This window comes from Acinetobacter sp. YH12039 (assembly GCF_013420015.1).
GTDB lineage: Bacteria > Pseudomonadota > Gammaproteobacteria > Pseudomonadales > Moraxellaceae > Acinetobacter > Acinetobacter amyesii.
Genome location: NZ_VOZA01000055.1, coordinates 1 through 16200 on the forward strand (window position 1 = coordinate 1; position 16200 = coordinate 16200).

The window sequence follows — 16200 nt, forward strand, 5'->3', positions numbered from 1 at the left end:
GGTGCTGCAATGCGCAAGCTTATACATCTGTGTTATGGCGTTTTAAAACATCAGACTGCCTATCAAAGAGATTATTTATTGGTCGAATAATCTCAAAACCTGATTGACTACCAAGACGGTATCTCAGGCTCACAGTACTGTAGTCGAGATTTTAGAGCGCTATTGTTGACGAATAACTGCATTCAAAGCATGTCTAGACGAGGCCTTGCGCAGTATACTGCTCATGGGATAATGCGGTGACGGAAAGCTTCTTTCATACATTGAAAGGTCATGTGGTACACGGGAGTGTGTTTACTACCCGAAAAGAAGCCAATGCTGTCTTGTTTGAATATATTGAGATTTACTACAATCGAATTAGACGGCATTCTGCAAATGGCTGGTTAAGCCCAGAAGCTTTTGAACAGAATTATTTTAAGAATTTAGAGGGACCGATTGTCCACGATACTGTCTAGGATCACCCTTACTTTTGATAAGCCAAAAGAAAGCAAAAGCCTTTGTTACCCATACATAACATCCCTATTATGATGGATAACGTGTGGCATCCCTGCCACACTCGTGTATCCAAACGTTGCTTAAATTAAACTATGTAATAGTGGCGACATAAAGGTGCTCTTATCGCTATATATTAAAAACTTAGTGGAACACTGTTTCTAAAGCTTTTAAACCCACTTTGGGATCAAGTAGACCGTTGTAAATTTCAGGGATTTCACGTTCCACCCCAAAAAATTCATAAATGACAAGCATCGCCCCACGAACTGAATATTCCACAGTAAAGACCACGTCATCTTCAATTTCCACAAACTGTCCAAGGAAAGCAAAGTTTTGTGAGCCTTGTGGAATTACCTGTGGACGATCCCCCGGTTTACGGCAGGCGAATAGGGCAGAGGCGTATGGCATCATGGCGGTAGTAACATCAGTCGTTGCCAAAACATGATCTAAAATGTCGTCAAAACCGAGCTGTTTAATCAGTTCTGTTAGGATTTCTTGCCCCGTGGCTTCGGACATTGGTTTTTTGATGTAATCGCCTATATGTTCAATTTGGAAACCGTAGCCCCATAAGGTATATAAACCTTCAGGTAAGTCGGCAAAGTGTGGCTGTGCAGGAACCACGATGGATAAATGCCAACCCGACTCATACCAAGTCATGAGTGCGCCTGTGCCTGGTTCATTGCCTGTATAGTCAATAATACGTTTAAGTAGCACGTCATCTTTCATGGTCAGAGTGAAAGACTCCCACTTATGTTCATCGACATTGCCATAAAAAGTCATTGGACGGCCAAAGTCTGGGGCTTTTTGTGCCAGCGTTTCCCAAAGCGTCCAGCCATGATCTTCTCGATGACGAATAAGGGCAGGCACGTCATGATTACCGCCATAACGTGAGTCTGCTGTAATAGAGCCTAAAGTGAAAATAGCTAAATCATTGGCTTTCAGATTAATTTGCTCTGAGCCTTCAGGCAATTGTACATATAGGCGTGAAGCGTAGCGTTCTTGAGTTTCAGCATTGGTAATGAAGTCTGCATCTGTGACATAGTGTCCAAAACGCACATCGACGCCTTGTGCGACTAACCAACGCTGTAGGGGCAGAATCATCGAGTCATATTGGTTGTACTTGGTACGTTTCACACCCGCTAAGGTATGAATGCGTGGCAATTCTTGAATAAAACGCAAGAAATAGCGTCTTAACTCTGCTGCACTGTGCCATTTTTGAAAAGCGAAAGTCGTGCGCCACATGCGCCAGAAATTGGTTTCAAAAAAGGTTTCATCAAAAAACTCATCAATGCGGCGACTGCCAATTTTTTCTTCTTTTGAAGCTAATAGGCGCAGCATCTGTGCACGATGTAGCGTATTCAGACCAAGCTTTGCTGCATCCGCAATGACATGTTCGGCATCAATCAACCGTGCATTGCCGTGGGTTTTCACTTTTTCATTAAACTCACGACATTCTTCACGCACCGAAATGTCTGGATTTTCCAAAGATGGAATACTGGAAAATAAGTCCCATAGGCACAAATAAGTTTCATCGGTCAGCATTCGCCCACCACGTGTTACCCAAGCTTGCGCGGCATGCGGTGTATGTCCACCATCCATCGAACCACCTGAAATATCGAGTTCTTCTAAAATATGGATATTTTTGGCAGGGACTTTGGCATCACGGATTGCAAATGCAGCAGCAGCCATACCTGCGATACCACCACCAATAATCCAAAGATGGGACTGTTGCGCGTCTAATGGGGTGCGCTTCTTATTTTGCATGGTTCACCTTTAATTATGATGTTAAAAATTATGAAGTAAAAAAATTGGTTTAGAAAAACCTTAAAAATAGTATGTCTTTTTATATATGAAAAATGTATGAAATGGGAAGCAATCCCCTCATTATATTTTGTAATCAAAAATAGACGTATGATGGCTATTTTTAATACACATTTGTCTTTTTATTAAAATTGAATATGATCTAAATAATTGATGTTAATGTTTATTGTTGAGTAATTGCTCTATTGTTGTTTTCACTATGCCGTATGCTAAATTTCTTTAAAAATAGGCTTTTTATTAGACTTCTTTCATAATTCATTTTTTGCTCAGCTCTAAATTATAGATTCCCGCAATTAAATTGAATCTTAAGCCCAGTCTTTTTCCTCGATTACGATATCGCTCGGCAAGGATTTTGAAAGTTTTTAAACTACCAAATACATGCTCAACCCCAATTCTTCTTTTGTTGATTTCTTGATTATAGATTTTTAGTTCAGGATCCTATTTACAGCGCTTTTTTGCTTTTAATGGCAACAAGCTATTTGGATACATTGCATAAATCCCTTGATAGCCTTTATCTGCAAGGATAAAGGCACCTGCCGGAATCTGATGTAAGTTTCGTTTGAAGAGTTCGAAATCATGTACAGCACCACGATCAGTGCATAAACTCAGAATTTGCTGAGTTATATAATGAATGATGGCCTGGACTTTGAAAGTATGTGCCTTCTTTTTGCCACTATAGCTTTTCTTCTGTTTTTTTAGGTCTTTGTATTGGAATTTCTGTGGCATCAACAATCACCACGTTCCAGTCGATGCCTTCGCCCTCAGGCAAATGCTTCGGTAAATTAAATAAATTGGACTTGATCAGGCAGTCCTCTACATGACGGACAATTCTTGAAGCAGTCGGCTCTGACACACCATAACTTGTTGCAACATGGAACAAGGTTCGGTATTCGCGCCAATAACTTAAGCACAGAAGGATTTGATCTTCTATGCTCAATTTAGTTGGTCTACCTTTAGCAGGAACATGCATTTTCAGTTGTTCAACCATTAAATCAAAGGTTGACCATGATATGCCGGTGTATCGCTTAAACTGTGTTTCAGAAAGCTTCTTTGAATCGATATATTTCATCCGCAGATTATGCATGAATATTTAAAATTCTTCGGTACAAATAATCAGCAAGAGACTGTTCGTTTTTTGATTTATGAAAGAGGCTTATTTATCATTAAAAAATATCTTTGTACACGACAAAAAAGATAACTCATTGAAATAATGGCATAATACTTGTTTTCTGAAGACGAATATGATGACACATTTCAATGAGTTACATCTCATCTTAAACAAATATCTAAAGTGGAACAAGTCACATGCAAAATGTTTTACACTGATTATGCTTGCATTAATTGTAAAACAGACATGTAATCTTTCTTCTGCATCTAAAGCCTTACCCATCAAGTGCTTACCACAATCATTTTATCGACGTATACAACGCTTCTTTGCAGATCAGTATTTTGAACCGTACCGGGTTTGTCGGAGACTCAGTATTCTGAGAGAATGTTCCGATGACCAAATTAAAATATACCCCTGAAATCAGAGAAAGAGCGGTTCAATTATTGATTGAATCTGAAAAAGACTATCCATCTAATTGGGCTGCGATCACAGCTATTGCGCCTAAGATTGGTTGTACTCCTGAAACACTTCGTGCTTGGCATCAAAAGCATTTAGATGAGCAAAATCCTATCAAAGTACAACAGATCTCTGATCAAGAAAAAATGAAGCAAATGGAACGTGAAATCAAAGAATTAAAGCGTGCCAATGAAATTCTGCGTAAAGCAGCCGCTTTTTTCGCCCAGGCGGAGCTCGACCGCCCACACAAATAATGGTGGATTTCATCCATAACAATAAAGGCTTATATGGTGTTGATACGATTTGTAGGATTTTACCGATCTCAGCTTCTACCTATTATCGAACACTAGATATTGCTGAAAACCCAGAACATCGAGCAAAGCAAGATCTACATGATTTGCATCATGCTGAACAAATTAAACGAATTTGGAAAGAAAGTTCAGGTCGATATGGTGTGCGTAAGGTCTGGCAACAACTGAAACGTGAAGGTTATGTTATTGCACGTTGTACAGTTGCTCGATTGATGCAAAAGCTAGGTATACAAGGTGTTTGGCGTGGTAAGAATAAATACACCACCCGTAGCCGAGATGATCAAAAAAGAGCGGATGATTTAGTGAAACGTAATTTTAATGCTGATCATCCAAACCAACTATTGGTGGGTGACTTTACGTATATTCAAACTCATTCAGGCTAGGTATATACCGCATTTGTTATTGACGTGTTCTCACGAGCAATTGTTGGATGGAAAGTATCTACACGGATGAATACAGATATGGTGCTCGATGCATTGGAGCAAGCATTGCACGATCGAGGTATGCCTAAGAATGTGATTCATCATTCAGATAGAGGTGTTCAATATCTTTCAATTCGCTATACCAATCGTTTAGAAGCAGCAAATTTACGAGCATCAGTCGGTACGACTTGTGATTCATACGATAATGCTTTGGCTGAAACGGTGAATGGCTTATACAAAACAGAGGTGATTGAATATTTAAAAGCGGATTGGCAAGGTTTAGCGGATGTACAACTTGCGACACTAAACTGGGTAGATTGGTTCAATAAAGAGCGTGTACACAGTGCACTGGGTTATGTATCACCTTTTGAGTTTGAAGCAATGTACTATGATAAGATTAACCCGTTAGGTCAGGTGGCCTAACTTAAATAAAAAAGTCTCCGACAAACCCGGTACGGTTCAGGGGGAATTTCAGCATGGATTTGGACCAGTATTGTACCTTCAGCTGCAAAAGGCTGCCGTGTAGCAGGAGCATAATATGGAATTATGGGTCGATATGATTAATAGTACAAACTTTGAAAAGGTTTTCTACTTTTCATTAGCTGTATTATTTAGTTTTTTATCATCTTGGTATTATCAAAGTTTAATACATATCCCATTTAATAAAGATATCGTTTTTGGTTCTATTATAACTGGTTGTGGTATATTTATTTTTGTATTTGCGACCTTCTGGTGGAGTTTTCCAAGTGCAATACTATCTGGTATTTTTGGGGGAGTTTTTTTCACTAGAAAAGTAACTTAATGAGCCTGTAAATAATTTTGTGTAATTGCTTTTCATAAATTTAAAGGTGATTGCTTAAGCGGTCACCGAATTCAATAATAAAGCGACTCATAGCTAAACGCCAGTCGCGAATAGGCATATTCCACTTTTTAGACGCTGCATCAATTGCCAAGTAAATCACTTTACGTACAGAATCATCCGTTGGAAAGACTTTACGCTTTTTGATTGCCTGGCGTCTTACGCTGTTTAACGACTCGATTGCGTTGGTAGTGTAGATGGCTTTGCGTATCTCGGCTGGATAAGCAAAGAAGGTATTCAGATTCTCCCAGTGCGTACGCCAGCTTTTGCTGATCTGTGGGTACTTGTCATCCCATGTTTGGGCAAATTGATCCAGGGCCATCAAGGCTGCCTCTTCAGTAGGTGACTGATAAACGGCTTTTAAATCCTGAGTGACCGCCTTGTAATCTTTCCATGACACGTATTTCAAGCTGTTGCGCAGCATGTGGATAATGCACAGCTGGATGTGGGTTTGCGGGTATACGCTGTTAATCGCATCAGGAAAGCCTTTTAGTCCTGAGAGGCGCTGCTTCGCAAGGCAGGCGATCAGAATATCCTGCAACCCTCGGTTTTTCAGCTCAGTCAGGACATTCAGCCAGAACTTGGCACCTTCATTCTCAGCCATCCACATGCCGAGCAGTTCTTTGTGTCCATCAAGATTAATGCCTAAGGCAAGGAATACAGCCTTGTTGATGACACTGCCATTATGACGGACTTTAACCACAATACAGTCCATATAGACGATGGGATAGATCGCATCCAACGGACGGTTTTGCCATTCAGCAACCTGCTCATTGACGGCATCCTCACAGCAGTGCTGTTCGCCTTGGAAATCAGCGTTGGAGATACATCGGTATCGTACATTTCCTTGAAGGTATTAACGATTTCATTGGTGGTCATGCCTTTGGCATAAAGGGATAGAATCTGGCTATCCATTTGCGTGATACGGGTCTGATTCTTTTTAATCAGTTGTGGCTCAAATGTGCCATCACGATCTCGTGGTGTCGTGATCTCAATCTCCCCATCATCGCTAAGTATAGTCTTACTAGAATAACCATTGTGGGCATTAGAACCGTGCTTACGAGCATTCTTTTCATGTCCGAGGTGTTCGGTAAGTTCCGCATTGAGAGCCGTTTCAACGGTGAGTTTAGTCAACAATCGGGTGAATTGATTGAGATCGTCTTCTGTTTTGATTCCTTTAGCAAATTCTGCTGCAAGGTCTTTTAGTTTTTGTTCGTTCATCATGTTGCCTGACTCCGTTGTGAATATGAACATAGCAAATTCAGGCAATTACACAATTTAATTTACAGTCTCATAAAATACTCTGTTCCTTAAAATGTATTCAAACATACTCAAGGACTAATTCGCACTCTGTTAATGTCTTGTTGCCAAGCGTGTAACTAGAGCCTGAGTCGGTCAGTTCCGACTTGTAGCGGTCAGTCCGTTCTTGCAATATACGCTTTACAGTTTTGTAAGGCGTATAACGACTTATCTCATTGTCGTTTAATCTTGCAAGCACGTTTCTCGCAGCATTCCAATCAGCTTGCACAACTTCCCCATTGAAACGGTGAAAACGATCTCCCTTACGTGTACCTATTAAAAGGCCATGCAAGAAAGAATCACTTTGCGAAGTATATGCAGAATTGACTAGATGCACCGTAGAACCTCTACGGTGAGATATACCTGTTAGGGCATTAGCTAACAAACCTTTAGCCCATGTATTTAAGCGTCTATTGGTGTTTTTGCCATAGTTGCGTTTACTTTGAATTGGGGATGTTAAATCTTCCGCAACAATCACTTTGGCTTTATCAACCAACTTGTGAGTTGCTGTAAATATTAATGTTTTGAGCTTTGCTTTTTGAGTATCTTGTCGCTTATCTAGTTTTTTTCGACCTAGATTATTTAACTCAATTTTCTGTTTCTTGTGCGGTTTGGCTTTAGAAATCGCTCTGAGCTTATTTCTACGTTTGTACTTTTGATTTAGGTAGTCTGATTCACTTGAGATCAATTTACCTAAACCATTGCCATATACTTCACCATCAGAATCCACAAAGGCTTCTGAATAACCTTTATCAACACCTACGGTTTCCTGACCACAATCCTGTGTTTCAACTGCATCATAAGTTGAGTGAACTTCAACATTACCGTTTTTTAGAATGATTCTAAGTGTGCCTTGTGGCGCAAAATCAACAGTGGTGTTTAGTGGAATTTTAATGGTTTGTCGAGGGACTAGACTCGGCACTTTAAGCCAACATTGACCATTTAACTCAAAAGTTTTACACATATCCGCACGAACAATAATTTGATTATGTGTGTGATTAACACCATGCTTAAAGTGATTACGCATTTGACGATGGAGGAAATTATCAGTCATCCATTCATCTTTTTTAAGCAAGGTGTATAGTCTTTTTTGTTCATTATTACAGGAGGTGCGTTTTCGGATCGCCTGCTTTACTTTGTCTTTTGATGCTTCTCGATAGGCTTTAATATCACCTACGCAATCACGTAGCGTTTCTTTCCACGCATTTGCAGAAACACCAAAGTCACGACTTTCTTTCATCCACGCATCACGAATAGCTCTGTCACTGATATTCAAACCTGAAATAGCACCATATTTAGCCCACACCTCGCTACGAATACGACCAAGTAAAACAGCTTGTTTCTCAAGCTGTTTGTACTTTTGCACATTCAAGTTTTTACAGTGATGAATGCGTGTTAATTTCACAAAGTCATGCCTAGGTTAAGGGATTGGATAATCAATAGATATGGATGCTAATATACCAAGACACTCACCTAAAATACAAAAGATAATCATTTAAATCTCTAATAAATACCCACCTTGCCACTACTGAATCGACATAGACAAAATGAGAACTTATGCAAATATTTGTCTATATTTTTAGTTATAGTTAATTACTCCCATACTAAGAATAGGGAATATTATTAGTAATGGAACCGACATTGAATAATGGAAATTCGTTCATCCGTCACTTCATAAACTAATCTATGCTTCTCATCAATTCTACGGCTCCAGAATCCTGAAAGATTTGCTTTTAAAGGTTCTGGTTTTCCAGTTCCTTCAAAGGGTGTTCTTTGACATTCTCTGATTAAGGTATTGATACGTTTGAGTATCTTTTTATCCTGTGTTTGCCAATAGATATATTCATCCCAGGCATTTTCAGTCCATTCGACATTACGACTCGTCATCTATAATCAACTCTCTTTGTTTGGTTTTACCTGCGCGTAATTGAGCAATTGATTCGTTTAAACGAGTGGTATTATTTGGAGATGAAAGGAGATACAACGTTTCCATTAAACTGTCGTAATGATCTTGTCCCATTACTACAGCATGACCGCCTTCTTTTCTTGTAATGAAAGCGACATCTGCATCATCAATAACTTTATCTAAAACAGATTTTAAGTTGTTACGTGCGTCTGTATATGTAAATACATGCATATATTTCTCCCTCATAAAGTAAGCTGTGTTAAAACGCTACTGACTAGATGATAGTGATCGAACTTTACAATCTAAAATGTACAGAATTCTGTACATGTTGTCAATTTTGTGTAACAGTTTTATATCAAATAGGCTTTGTTGCATAAAGATTTCATAACTATATGATTTTAAAAGTTTTGATTATTTTTTGATCCAAAATTAAATTTATTTAAATCAGATGCTTACATACTTATACAACAGAGCCGACTGAAGATACTATTAAATTAAAGAAGTCTAATTAGATATTTACAATCTAATAGAGTCTAACAACTTGCTTTAAGCTCTATTAATTTTGCATGGTGTCACGAGGAACCGGGATTTGCTATCAGTTCAATCTGGAATATCTGGCCCCAGTAGTCTGAAGCAATGGGGTCGATGGGCAGGGCTCTGCCTTTGCTGATACCTCAGGCAGCTTAAAAGTATTTACGCCAGCCAATAGAAAAAACACCAAAGTTCACTACCAGATAGCGAGTTATAATTTAAATTTGAGTGAGTTGGGGGGATGCTTCAAATTATAAATCTTTGTGCAACAAAGCCCTACTATTCTGAAATGACAGCTTTGTCCGTTATAATTGTATAAACATTTTTAGTGTCTGGTAATTATGTCCTCATTGATCAATTTTCTATCTCGCTTTAGTACTGCAACTCTTCAGCGCAGCCAGAGCTATGCTAAACACATTGATAGGAAAACGATTGAGTTCTTTGAGGAAAATGACGATGTCACGATGTATGCCCAAATTGAAGGGACAGATTATTACGATACTGCAATTACCTATAATCTTAAAAAGGACCGTTTAATTGATGACGACTGCACTTGTCCGGTTGGATATAACTGTAAACATGCTGCTGCTTTAGCCAAATTATTTTATCAAGAATATCGAGAAGGATATCTGAAGAGCTATGTTGACTCTCAGTCATCATCTCACACTCAAAAAGATCGGGTTGCAATTAATCAAGCACAACGCTGGTTAAGTGAGTTTAAGCAGTATTTACAACATACCCAGTTAGAGCAGCAAAAGACAACGAGTAATTATTTACTTTATTATTTAGATCAGCCTTTAGGTCTATTCGGGTTAAAACTTGAGGTTCGCAAAGGTAGACGTAATAAAAGTGGGACGATCACAGGTGTCAGTTCTTATACTGAATATGGCAATATTCTAAAAAAACGTCTGTCTTTGCCTGATGGGAAGCGACAATTATTTAATCAAATTTATTATTATGCCAAGCTCAATCAGAATGAGTTTTCTTATGGAAATAGTCTTGATATATCAGGCATTGTCTTAGAGCATTTTAAATCTTTCATTCAGAGTGGTGATGTCTATTGGAAACAAAAAAGTGATGCTCCACTTACATGGTCAGAACAAAGCTATCAGCTTGAATTTTCTTGGCAAAAGAGCATTGAAAAACAGATTGAGCACTTAGATTTTGAGTTGGTCAATGGAAATGTTCGACTCAATTTAAAATCGAATCCACATCTTCAAATTCTTGTAAGTCAGCCACTTTGTTATATCGATATTCACAAGAATACGGTAGGGCAACTCTATAGTGAATATACATCGGATTTACTGTACTACCTTTGGCGGATGCCAGAGATGCCTGCGACGGTTTTGACTGAGTTTGAGCAGCTTACCCATCAATCTACAACGATACATAACTTGCCGAAACCTGGGTTTCTTCAAGAGATTGAAGTCTTACAGGGTAATCCCCAGCCAATTTTACGCTTCGGTGTTTTAGATAAATTTGATTGGAAATGGGAGGAGTCTGTTTGTGCTGAAATTGAATTCTCCTATGCAGGCGGGCGAATTAAAGCAGGTACATCAGGTGACAGTTTCATTGGTGAGCAGCATGACAAAATGGTGCGACAGCTTCGGGACTTAGTTCAGGAACAACAGTCAATCCAGCGTTTACAGCTATTGGTCGAATCACTGAAGTGGGTGAAAGATCTTAGTTATGACCAGCAATTAAAACTGGATAAACAACGTCTCGATTCTATGGTTTTTGCTTTCTATGGAGACTGGATCAAACAGCTGATGCCCATCAATCAAATTGAGTTGATGGGCTGGCAGATAGAGCATCTGGAAAACAGCCCCTTTAACCTGCAATATGTTGAAAATTTAAATATTTCTATCACTGAATCTGAAGGCCAGCAGGACTGGTTCAATATCGGGGCGACGGTTCAAGACAGTGCAGGCAATTCTTATAATTTACTTGATGCGCTCGTAGCTTTGGTGCGAGTAAATCCTGATTTACTTGATCCGCGGACTTTTATTCATCTGCATGACAGTCAAATTTTCACCGTGAAAACTGCAGTTGATCAACCTGATTTGGCGCTATCCGCTAGGGATATTAAGCCGGTATTATTGCATCTGCAGAGCATTTTACAGCAAGAAGAGCGCAGTATTGATCGCTATGATGCGAGTCAATTATTAGAATTGCAGCATAATCCTGGGATGACATGGCAGGTCAGTGATCGCCTGCAGAAATTTGTACATAAATTCAAACAAGGCTATCAGCAACAACTGCCAACACCACAAGGTTTTCAGGGGGAGTTGCGTCTATACCAGCAGCAGGGCTTAGGCTGGTTACAGTTTTTAAGGGAAACCCAGCATGGCGGGATTCTGGCAGATGATATGGGCTTGGGGAAAACAGCACAAACTTTAGCCCATTTACTCATGGAAAAGCAGGCTGGATATTTGCAGGATAGTCCCGCCTTAATTGTTGCACCCACATCGCTGATGCATAACTGGTTCAAAGAAGCGGAGAAATTTACCCCAGAGCTCAAGGTATTGCTGCTACAGGGGCCCGATCGCCATCAGTATTTTGAGCAGATTCCGCACTATGATATTGTGTTAACCACCTATCCGCTTCTGGCGAGAGATGAAGAGCAACTAAAGCAATATGAATATCATCAACTCATTTTGGATGAGGCGCAGAATATCAAAAATCCGCGCGCCAAAGCTGCACAGGTAGTACGGCAATTAACAGCGCGACATCGTCTATGTCTAACCGGTACACCTATGGAAAATCATTTGGGTGAGCTGTGGGCACTATTTTATTTCCTGATGCCAGGATTTTTATATTCACAAGAAATTTTTAATAAAAAGTACCGTCATCCGATTGAAAAGCGCGGTGATGAGCAGTTAAGACAAAAGTTGGTCAACCGGATTAAGCCCTTCATTTTACGTCGCTTGAAAACTGACGTAGCCAAAGAGTTGCCAGAAAAAACCACGATTGAAGTCAATATTGATATGAATGACCAGCAATCCAAGTTATATGAGGCTGTTCGTGCCACGATGCAGGCAAGCATTCAGAAAATTGTGGCAGAAAAAGGCTTTAAACGTAGTCAAATTCAAATTTTAGATGCCTTACTGAAGCTACGTCAGGTGTGCTGCCATCCTAGCTTACTAAAGCTGGATTCAGTGAAAATTGGGCAGGCGCATTCTGCCAAACTTGAACAGTTGATGGATATGGTCGTTCCAATGGTGGAAGAGGGGCGAAAAATTCTTATCTTCTCTCAGTTTACCTCAATGTTGGAACTGATTGAACAACAGTTCCATCACGCAGAAATTGGCTATGTGAAGCTGACTGGAAAGACCAAAAAGCGAGATGAAGTCATTACAGCGTTTCAGTCTGGACAAGTGCCGGTATTTTTAATCAGTCTGAAAGCAGGAGGGGTTGGTCTGAATCTAACTGCCGCAGATACGGTCATTCACTATGATCCATGGTGGAACCCTGCTGCTGAAGATCAAGCTTCAGATCGTGCATGGCGGATTGGACAGGACAAGCCGGTATTTGTGTATAAGCTGATTACTAATAAAAGCATAGAAGAAAAAATTATTGCCTTGCAGCAGAATAAAGCAGAACTGGCACAGTCTATTCTAAGCACAGATCATGAGGGAGAAGCGAAACTGACGGAAAATGATGTGATGAAATTGTTTGAGAAATTTTAGCTTGGTTACAGGTTTCCTCTAATCATCTGTAAGTATCTGAAAGTCTGGATGCAATTTTTTCCAATGTTCTCTTAATTTTTCTTTATGAGCGGAAATCATAGGTAAATCTAGTAATAGCGCTGGCCATAATGATCGAGCATTATCCATAATATCGTGAAGTTGCTTCTTGATGATACGCCATGGAACGCCGACTTTTTCTGCCCATTGCTTAAAATGCTTCATCTCAGCTAAATACCAATCTTTATTTTTGGCAAGATTTAATGCGAAATGATGCTCATTTTCAATATATACACTAGTCATTAATATATCGTATGCGGGTGATAATCTTGGTGCACTTTTATCGTAATAAATCATACTCCAGTTCTTTAAGTGTGCATCTCCATTGGCGAGTAAAATATTTATGAGTAAACGGCTGGCAAATTGCTGAATATCAATAATTTTGTTATCTGAAAATTGATAAATGATCTTTCCTATCTGCTCATAATTTGTGGTGCTGTATTTCTGATGTGGATATGCGCCGAAGATCTGAGCAAAATCTTCGATGTGAATAAGCTCTGTAGTATCAGCAGTACTCTGTCTATCAAATCTTTTGATTGCGAAAGCATATTGCTCTTGGGGTAAATTTAATGGTGGAAGGTCTTGTAAAAGGGTCATATCCACCAAGCGAATCTCAGGGACATCTATTCCGACCGTTTTAGCAAGGGTCATCATAGAATATTCATTTAGCGGAACAAAAGCATGTCCGGAAGAAGGAGTTTTGATAATCCAGTCCCCGAGTAGAGCCGTTTCCGTTGCCTGTGCTAGTGTAAAACGCCCATCTTTGGCTTTCATGGAAAACTTCATTTGGACGCCAGCCAAGGAAAACTTATTATCTGTTCGAATCTCTTGCTTTAAAATTTGATCTGGATTCGAGATCTGCAGTTTGAATTTTATTTCATCTGGAATTTCTTCTGGATCTAATGGAGTCGCAATGAGTGCTCCAGGTAAATCATGACCTAAAGCTGCCAATAACTGAAATTCATTGTCTATATGTACTTTGAGGCTTTGTGCAATCAGTTCGCGTAATGCACCTTCTGGTAGCAAGTTTGATAGCAAGGGGTGTAAGCGCTGATGTGTAACATAGGTCTTTTCTAAAATTTTATCCGCTTGAGGATATAAGGGGGAAGTCAGCAGGCTCAAGGTCGGACGTTGCTGATCAAAGCGGAAAGAATCTGTAAAAACCAGAATATTTTTTCCGCTCTGAAATCCTGCCAAGTATCCAACGATACCGTGATGTAATGTTAATTTCAGGACGGCAACAGTATTCATGGTTCCTCTCCTCCGAGAAGATCTTTCCATGGGTTAGTCATTAAGTCATCCTGATCTTCAATAGTGACTTTAATTTCATCATTCAATAATTGTCTGATCAAATGAACCTTATCATCAGGGATGAGCATCAGTTGAGCATTTAATCCTGCCGCTATAATTTCTAAGGTCTCTAATCGAGGGTTGCCCTGACTTTCCAGTTTTTGGTACTGCTGTCTTGAAATGCCTGTACGGGATTGCATATCAATTTGCTTTAAGCCCAATTGGGTTCGTCTTTTTTTGATTTGCTGAAGTAAAGACTTATTCATTGTAGATACATTTATTTCTTTTGGATCCTATAAGAAACATATTAGTTTCTTTTTTTTGAAAAGCAATTTATGACTTTATCATTTCGATCTGTAAAAGCCCTAGCTACGTAGTGATCTGAAATCACTCTGAAAATACAGTTAAAATACGCGGTTCAATTTACCTTAATCTACTTACGTAATTGGCAGCCAGATCTGAACTGTTGGCAACTCTCTGGCAAAATTTCCTGACAGCCCTGCATTTAACTGCCTAGCGCAATCTGATAATAAATAATAACAAACCCGCCGTGCAGTTAGCATACAGTAAGTAAAGGAATGGTTGACTGTGATCATAAAAATAGCATATCAAGCCGGAGGGAAACTAGACGGCTAAGTATAGTAACATCAATAGTTTAGGACTTACGCATTGACGGATTAAAAAAAGTATTAAAATACTTTATAAAGTATCTGTGATCAGACGAATTAAACATGCTTCTACAGCAACTTGTACTCTACCCATTTATATGGGCTTTCTCATGACAGAACCGAACTCTATTAGCTGCACACAACTTGCCGAGACTTATAATATCTCGCATGATAGTGTAAATCGCTTTCTAGAGCGTGAAGACTACACACCTCACGACCTATATCAGGAAGCAATTCAACATATTGATAATAATAAACTTATAGTCAGTATTGATGATACTGTTTTAGATAAACCGTATAGTCAGCATATGGACTTAGTTAGCTATTTTTGGTCAGGCAAACACCACCGATCTGTCAAGGGTATTAATCTCATTACCTTGTATGCGACAGATCAAAATGGTCAAAATATTCCAATTAATTTCCGATTTTATGACAAATCTCAAAGTAAAACCAAGAATGATTACTTTATGGAGATGTTAAGTGAAGTACTCAGTTGGGGTGCAAAGATTCAATTTATTACAGGTGATAGTTGGTATTCATCGACTGGAAATCTAAAAACCATAAGAAAATATGGTATTCGATTTATGTTTGGTATCGACTGTAACCGTAAGGTTTCCCCAGAAAAAGGACAATGGTTTCAACTGCGTTTATTACCAGATTTCCATCAGGGTCAAGTGGTCTGGCTCAAAGATTTTGGCTTTGTACAATTATTTAAGACTCAGTTAAAAGAACAGCAGAGGTTTTATATTGTGTATCAAGATGAAGATGATTTATTGTCCTTTGAGGGTTTTCATGAATTACATTCAAGTCATTGGAAAATAGAGTAATATCACCGGGTGATTAAACAAGTTTGTCATATTGAAAAGTTTCAAGTGAGACGATCTAAACTGATTTTGAATCATATTTTTTCAGCCTTAATGGCCTACGTCGAGATACAAAAGAACCAGTTTGAGCGGATCTTTGAAAATGTATATCGTTGGCAGAAGAAATTATTTAGACCAATCATCAAAGACTTCATTGATGACTTTATTCTCGATAAAAATCATCTGCTACCACAGAGAATCTATAAATAATACTGCGTAAGTCCTATTTTATATAAAATCATGAAATATATAGAAATATAGGTTTATTTTTTGTTTGTTTTTTTAATCAAAATTATGAAAAAACTCTCTGTACACGACAAATTTCATAGGATCCTTGTCCTATCAGGCTTTTTCTTTCTTAAAATTGCTAGCACTTTCTTAAATTCTTCTTTTTTTCCAAAACCAATCAAACGTAGAATAGCCATTTGAAC

Annotated in this window: 9 protein-coding genes, 6 pseudogenes and 1 other annotated feature; of the genes and pseudogenes, 6 read left to right on the forward strand and 9 right to left on the reverse strand. The window is 38.9% G+C overall.

Translation table 11 applies throughout. From position 1 onward, the window contains the following. Positions 1–126: 126 nt before the first annotated feature. Positions 127–452 (forward strand): annotated as a pseudogene (locus tag FTT98_RS15380) (IS3 family transposase); the annotation flags it as partial. 181 nt (positions 453–633) lie between these two features. Here FTT98_RS15380 and FTT98_RS15385 read toward each other — a convergent pair. The 3 genes and pseudogenes from FTT98_RS15385 to FTT98_RS15400 form a co-directional block, all read right to left on the reverse strand. Then, positions 634–2253: an oleate hydratase gene (locus FTT98_RS15385; RefSeq protein WP_180177524.1), complete on the reverse strand. Its 1620-nt coding sequence runs from the start codon at positions 2251–2253 to the stop codon at positions 634–636. A 312-nt stretch (positions 2254–2565) separates the two neighbouring features. Then, positions 2566–3036: pseudogene (locus FTT98_RS18170) on the reverse strand (transposase family protein). Continuing rightward, positions 2984–3379 carry a transposase family protein gene (locus FTT98_RS15400; protein WP_067764127.1) on the reverse strand — a complete coding sequence of 132 codons (396 nt, stop codon included), beginning with the start codon at positions 3377–3379 and terminating at the stop codon, positions 2984–2986. Before FTT98_RS15400 ends, FTT98_RS18170 begins: the two are co-directional and overlap by 53 nt. Positions 3380–3554: 175 nt before the next feature. On the opposite strand from FTT98_RS15400, the pseudogene FTT98_RS15405 reads away from it, so the two are divergent. The 3 genes and pseudogenes from FTT98_RS15405 to FTT98_RS15415 form a co-directional block, all read left to right on the forward strand. Further along, positions 3555–3827: pseudogene (locus FTT98_RS15405) on the forward strand (IS4 family transposase); the annotation flags it as partial. Then, positions 3811–5030 (forward strand): annotated as a pseudogene (locus FTT98_RS15410) (IS3 family transposase). The pseudogenes FTT98_RS15405 and FTT98_RS15410, both read left to right, overlap by 17 nt. Continuing rightward, positions 4086–4202, forward strand: a sequence feature (AL1L pseudoknot). Its footprint overlaps the pseudogene before it by 117 nt. A gap of 115 nt (positions 5031–5145) precedes the next feature. Further along, on the forward strand, positions 5146–5409 hold the full coding sequence (locus FTT98_RS15415) for a hypothetical protein (protein ID WP_004871190.1): 264 nt from the start codon (positions 5146–5148) through the stop codon (positions 5407–5409). A gap of 40 nt (positions 5410–5449) precedes the next feature. On the opposite strand, the pseudogene FTT98_RS15420 reads toward FTT98_RS15415, so the two are convergent. The 4 genes and pseudogenes from FTT98_RS15420 to FTT98_RS15435 form a co-directional block, all read right to left on the reverse strand. After that, positions 5450–6687 (reverse strand): annotated as a pseudogene (locus tag FTT98_RS15420) (IS256 family transposase). A gap of 100 nt (positions 6688–6787) precedes the next feature. Continuing rightward, on the reverse strand, positions 6788–8170 hold the full coding sequence (locus FTT98_RS15425; RefSeq protein WP_180042402.1) for an IS200/IS605 family accessory protein TnpB-related protein: 1383 nt from the start codon (positions 8168–8170) through the stop codon (positions 6788–6790). Positions 8171–8388: 218 nt separating this feature from the next. After that, entirely contained in the window at positions 8389–8652 is a 264-nt protein-coding gene (locus FTT98_RS15430) for a Txe/YoeB family addiction module toxin (RefSeq protein ID WP_000203952.1), read from the reverse strand. Beyond that, on the reverse strand, positions 8639–8902 hold the full coding sequence (locus FTT98_RS15435; protein WP_016658858.1) for a type II toxin-antitoxin system Phd/YefM family antitoxin: 264 nt from the start codon (positions 8900–8902) through the stop codon (positions 8639–8641). Before FTT98_RS15435 ends, FTT98_RS15430 begins: the two co-directional genes overlap by 14 nt. A 641-nt stretch (positions 8903–9543) precedes the next feature. On the opposite strand from FTT98_RS15435, the gene FTT98_RS15440 reads away from it, so the two are divergent. Next, positions 9544–12891 (forward strand): DEAD/DEAH box helicase, encoded by a 3348-nt coding sequence (locus tag FTT98_RS15440; protein WP_180177526.1) that lies wholly within the window; start codon positions 9544–9546, stop codon positions 12889–12891. 18 nt (positions 12892–12909) lie between these two features. Here the strand turns inward: FTT98_RS15440 and FTT98_RS15445 are convergent, their stop codons facing one another. Beyond that, the gene (locus tag FTT98_RS15445; protein WP_180177527.1) at positions 12910–14199 is read right to left on the reverse strand and encodes a type II toxin-antitoxin system HipA family toxin; all 1290 of its coding nucleotides are present in this window, start codon (positions 14197–14199) and stop codon (positions 12910–12912) included. Beyond that, a complete protein-coding gene (locus FTT98_RS15450) occupies positions 14196–14504 on the reverse strand; it encodes a helix-turn-helix transcriptional regulator (protein WP_180177528.1) in 309 nt (102 codons plus the stop codon). Before FTT98_RS15450 ends, FTT98_RS15445 begins: the two co-directional genes overlap by 4 nt. Before the next feature lie 446 nt (positions 14505–14950). Between FTT98_RS15450 and FTT98_RS15455 the strand changes: the two are divergent. Further along, positions 14951–15979 (forward strand): annotated as a pseudogene (locus FTT98_RS15455) (transposase). The last annotated feature ends 221 nt before the right edge of the window (positions 15980–16200 follow it).

Excerpts from the sequence above, each read along its gene's own strand:
- FTT98_RS15385 (WP_180177524.1), bottom strand. The coding sequence starts at position 2,253 with ATGCAAAATAAGAAGCGCACCCCATTAGACGCGCAACAGTCCCATCTT.
- FTT98_RS15400 (WP_067764127.1), bottom strand. The coding sequence starts at position 3,379 with ATGAAATATATCGATTCAAAGAAGCTTTCTGAAACACAGTTTAAGCGA.
- FTT98_RS15415 (WP_004871190.1), top strand. The coding sequence starts at position 5,146 with ATGGAATTATGGGTCGATATGATTAATAGTACAAACTTTGAAAAGGTT.
- FTT98_RS15430 (WP_000203952.1), bottom strand. The coding sequence starts at position 8,652 with ATGACGAGTCGTAATGTCGAATGGACTGAAAATGCCTGGGATGAATAT.
- FTT98_RS15435 (WP_016658858.1), bottom strand. The coding sequence starts at position 8,902 with ATGCATGTATTTACATATACAGACGCACGTAACAACTTAAAATCTGTT.
- FTT98_RS15440 (WP_180177526.1), top strand. The coding sequence starts at position 9,544 with ATGTCCTCATTGATCAATTTTCTATCTCGCTTTAGTACTGCAACTCTT.
- FTT98_RS15445 (WP_180177527.1), bottom strand. The coding sequence starts at position 14,199 with ATGAATACTGTTGCCGTCCTGAAATTAACATTACATCACGGTATCGTT.
- FTT98_RS15450 (WP_180177528.1), bottom strand. The coding sequence starts at position 14,504 with ATGAATAAGTCTTTACTTCAGCAAATCAAAAAAAGACGAACCCAATTG.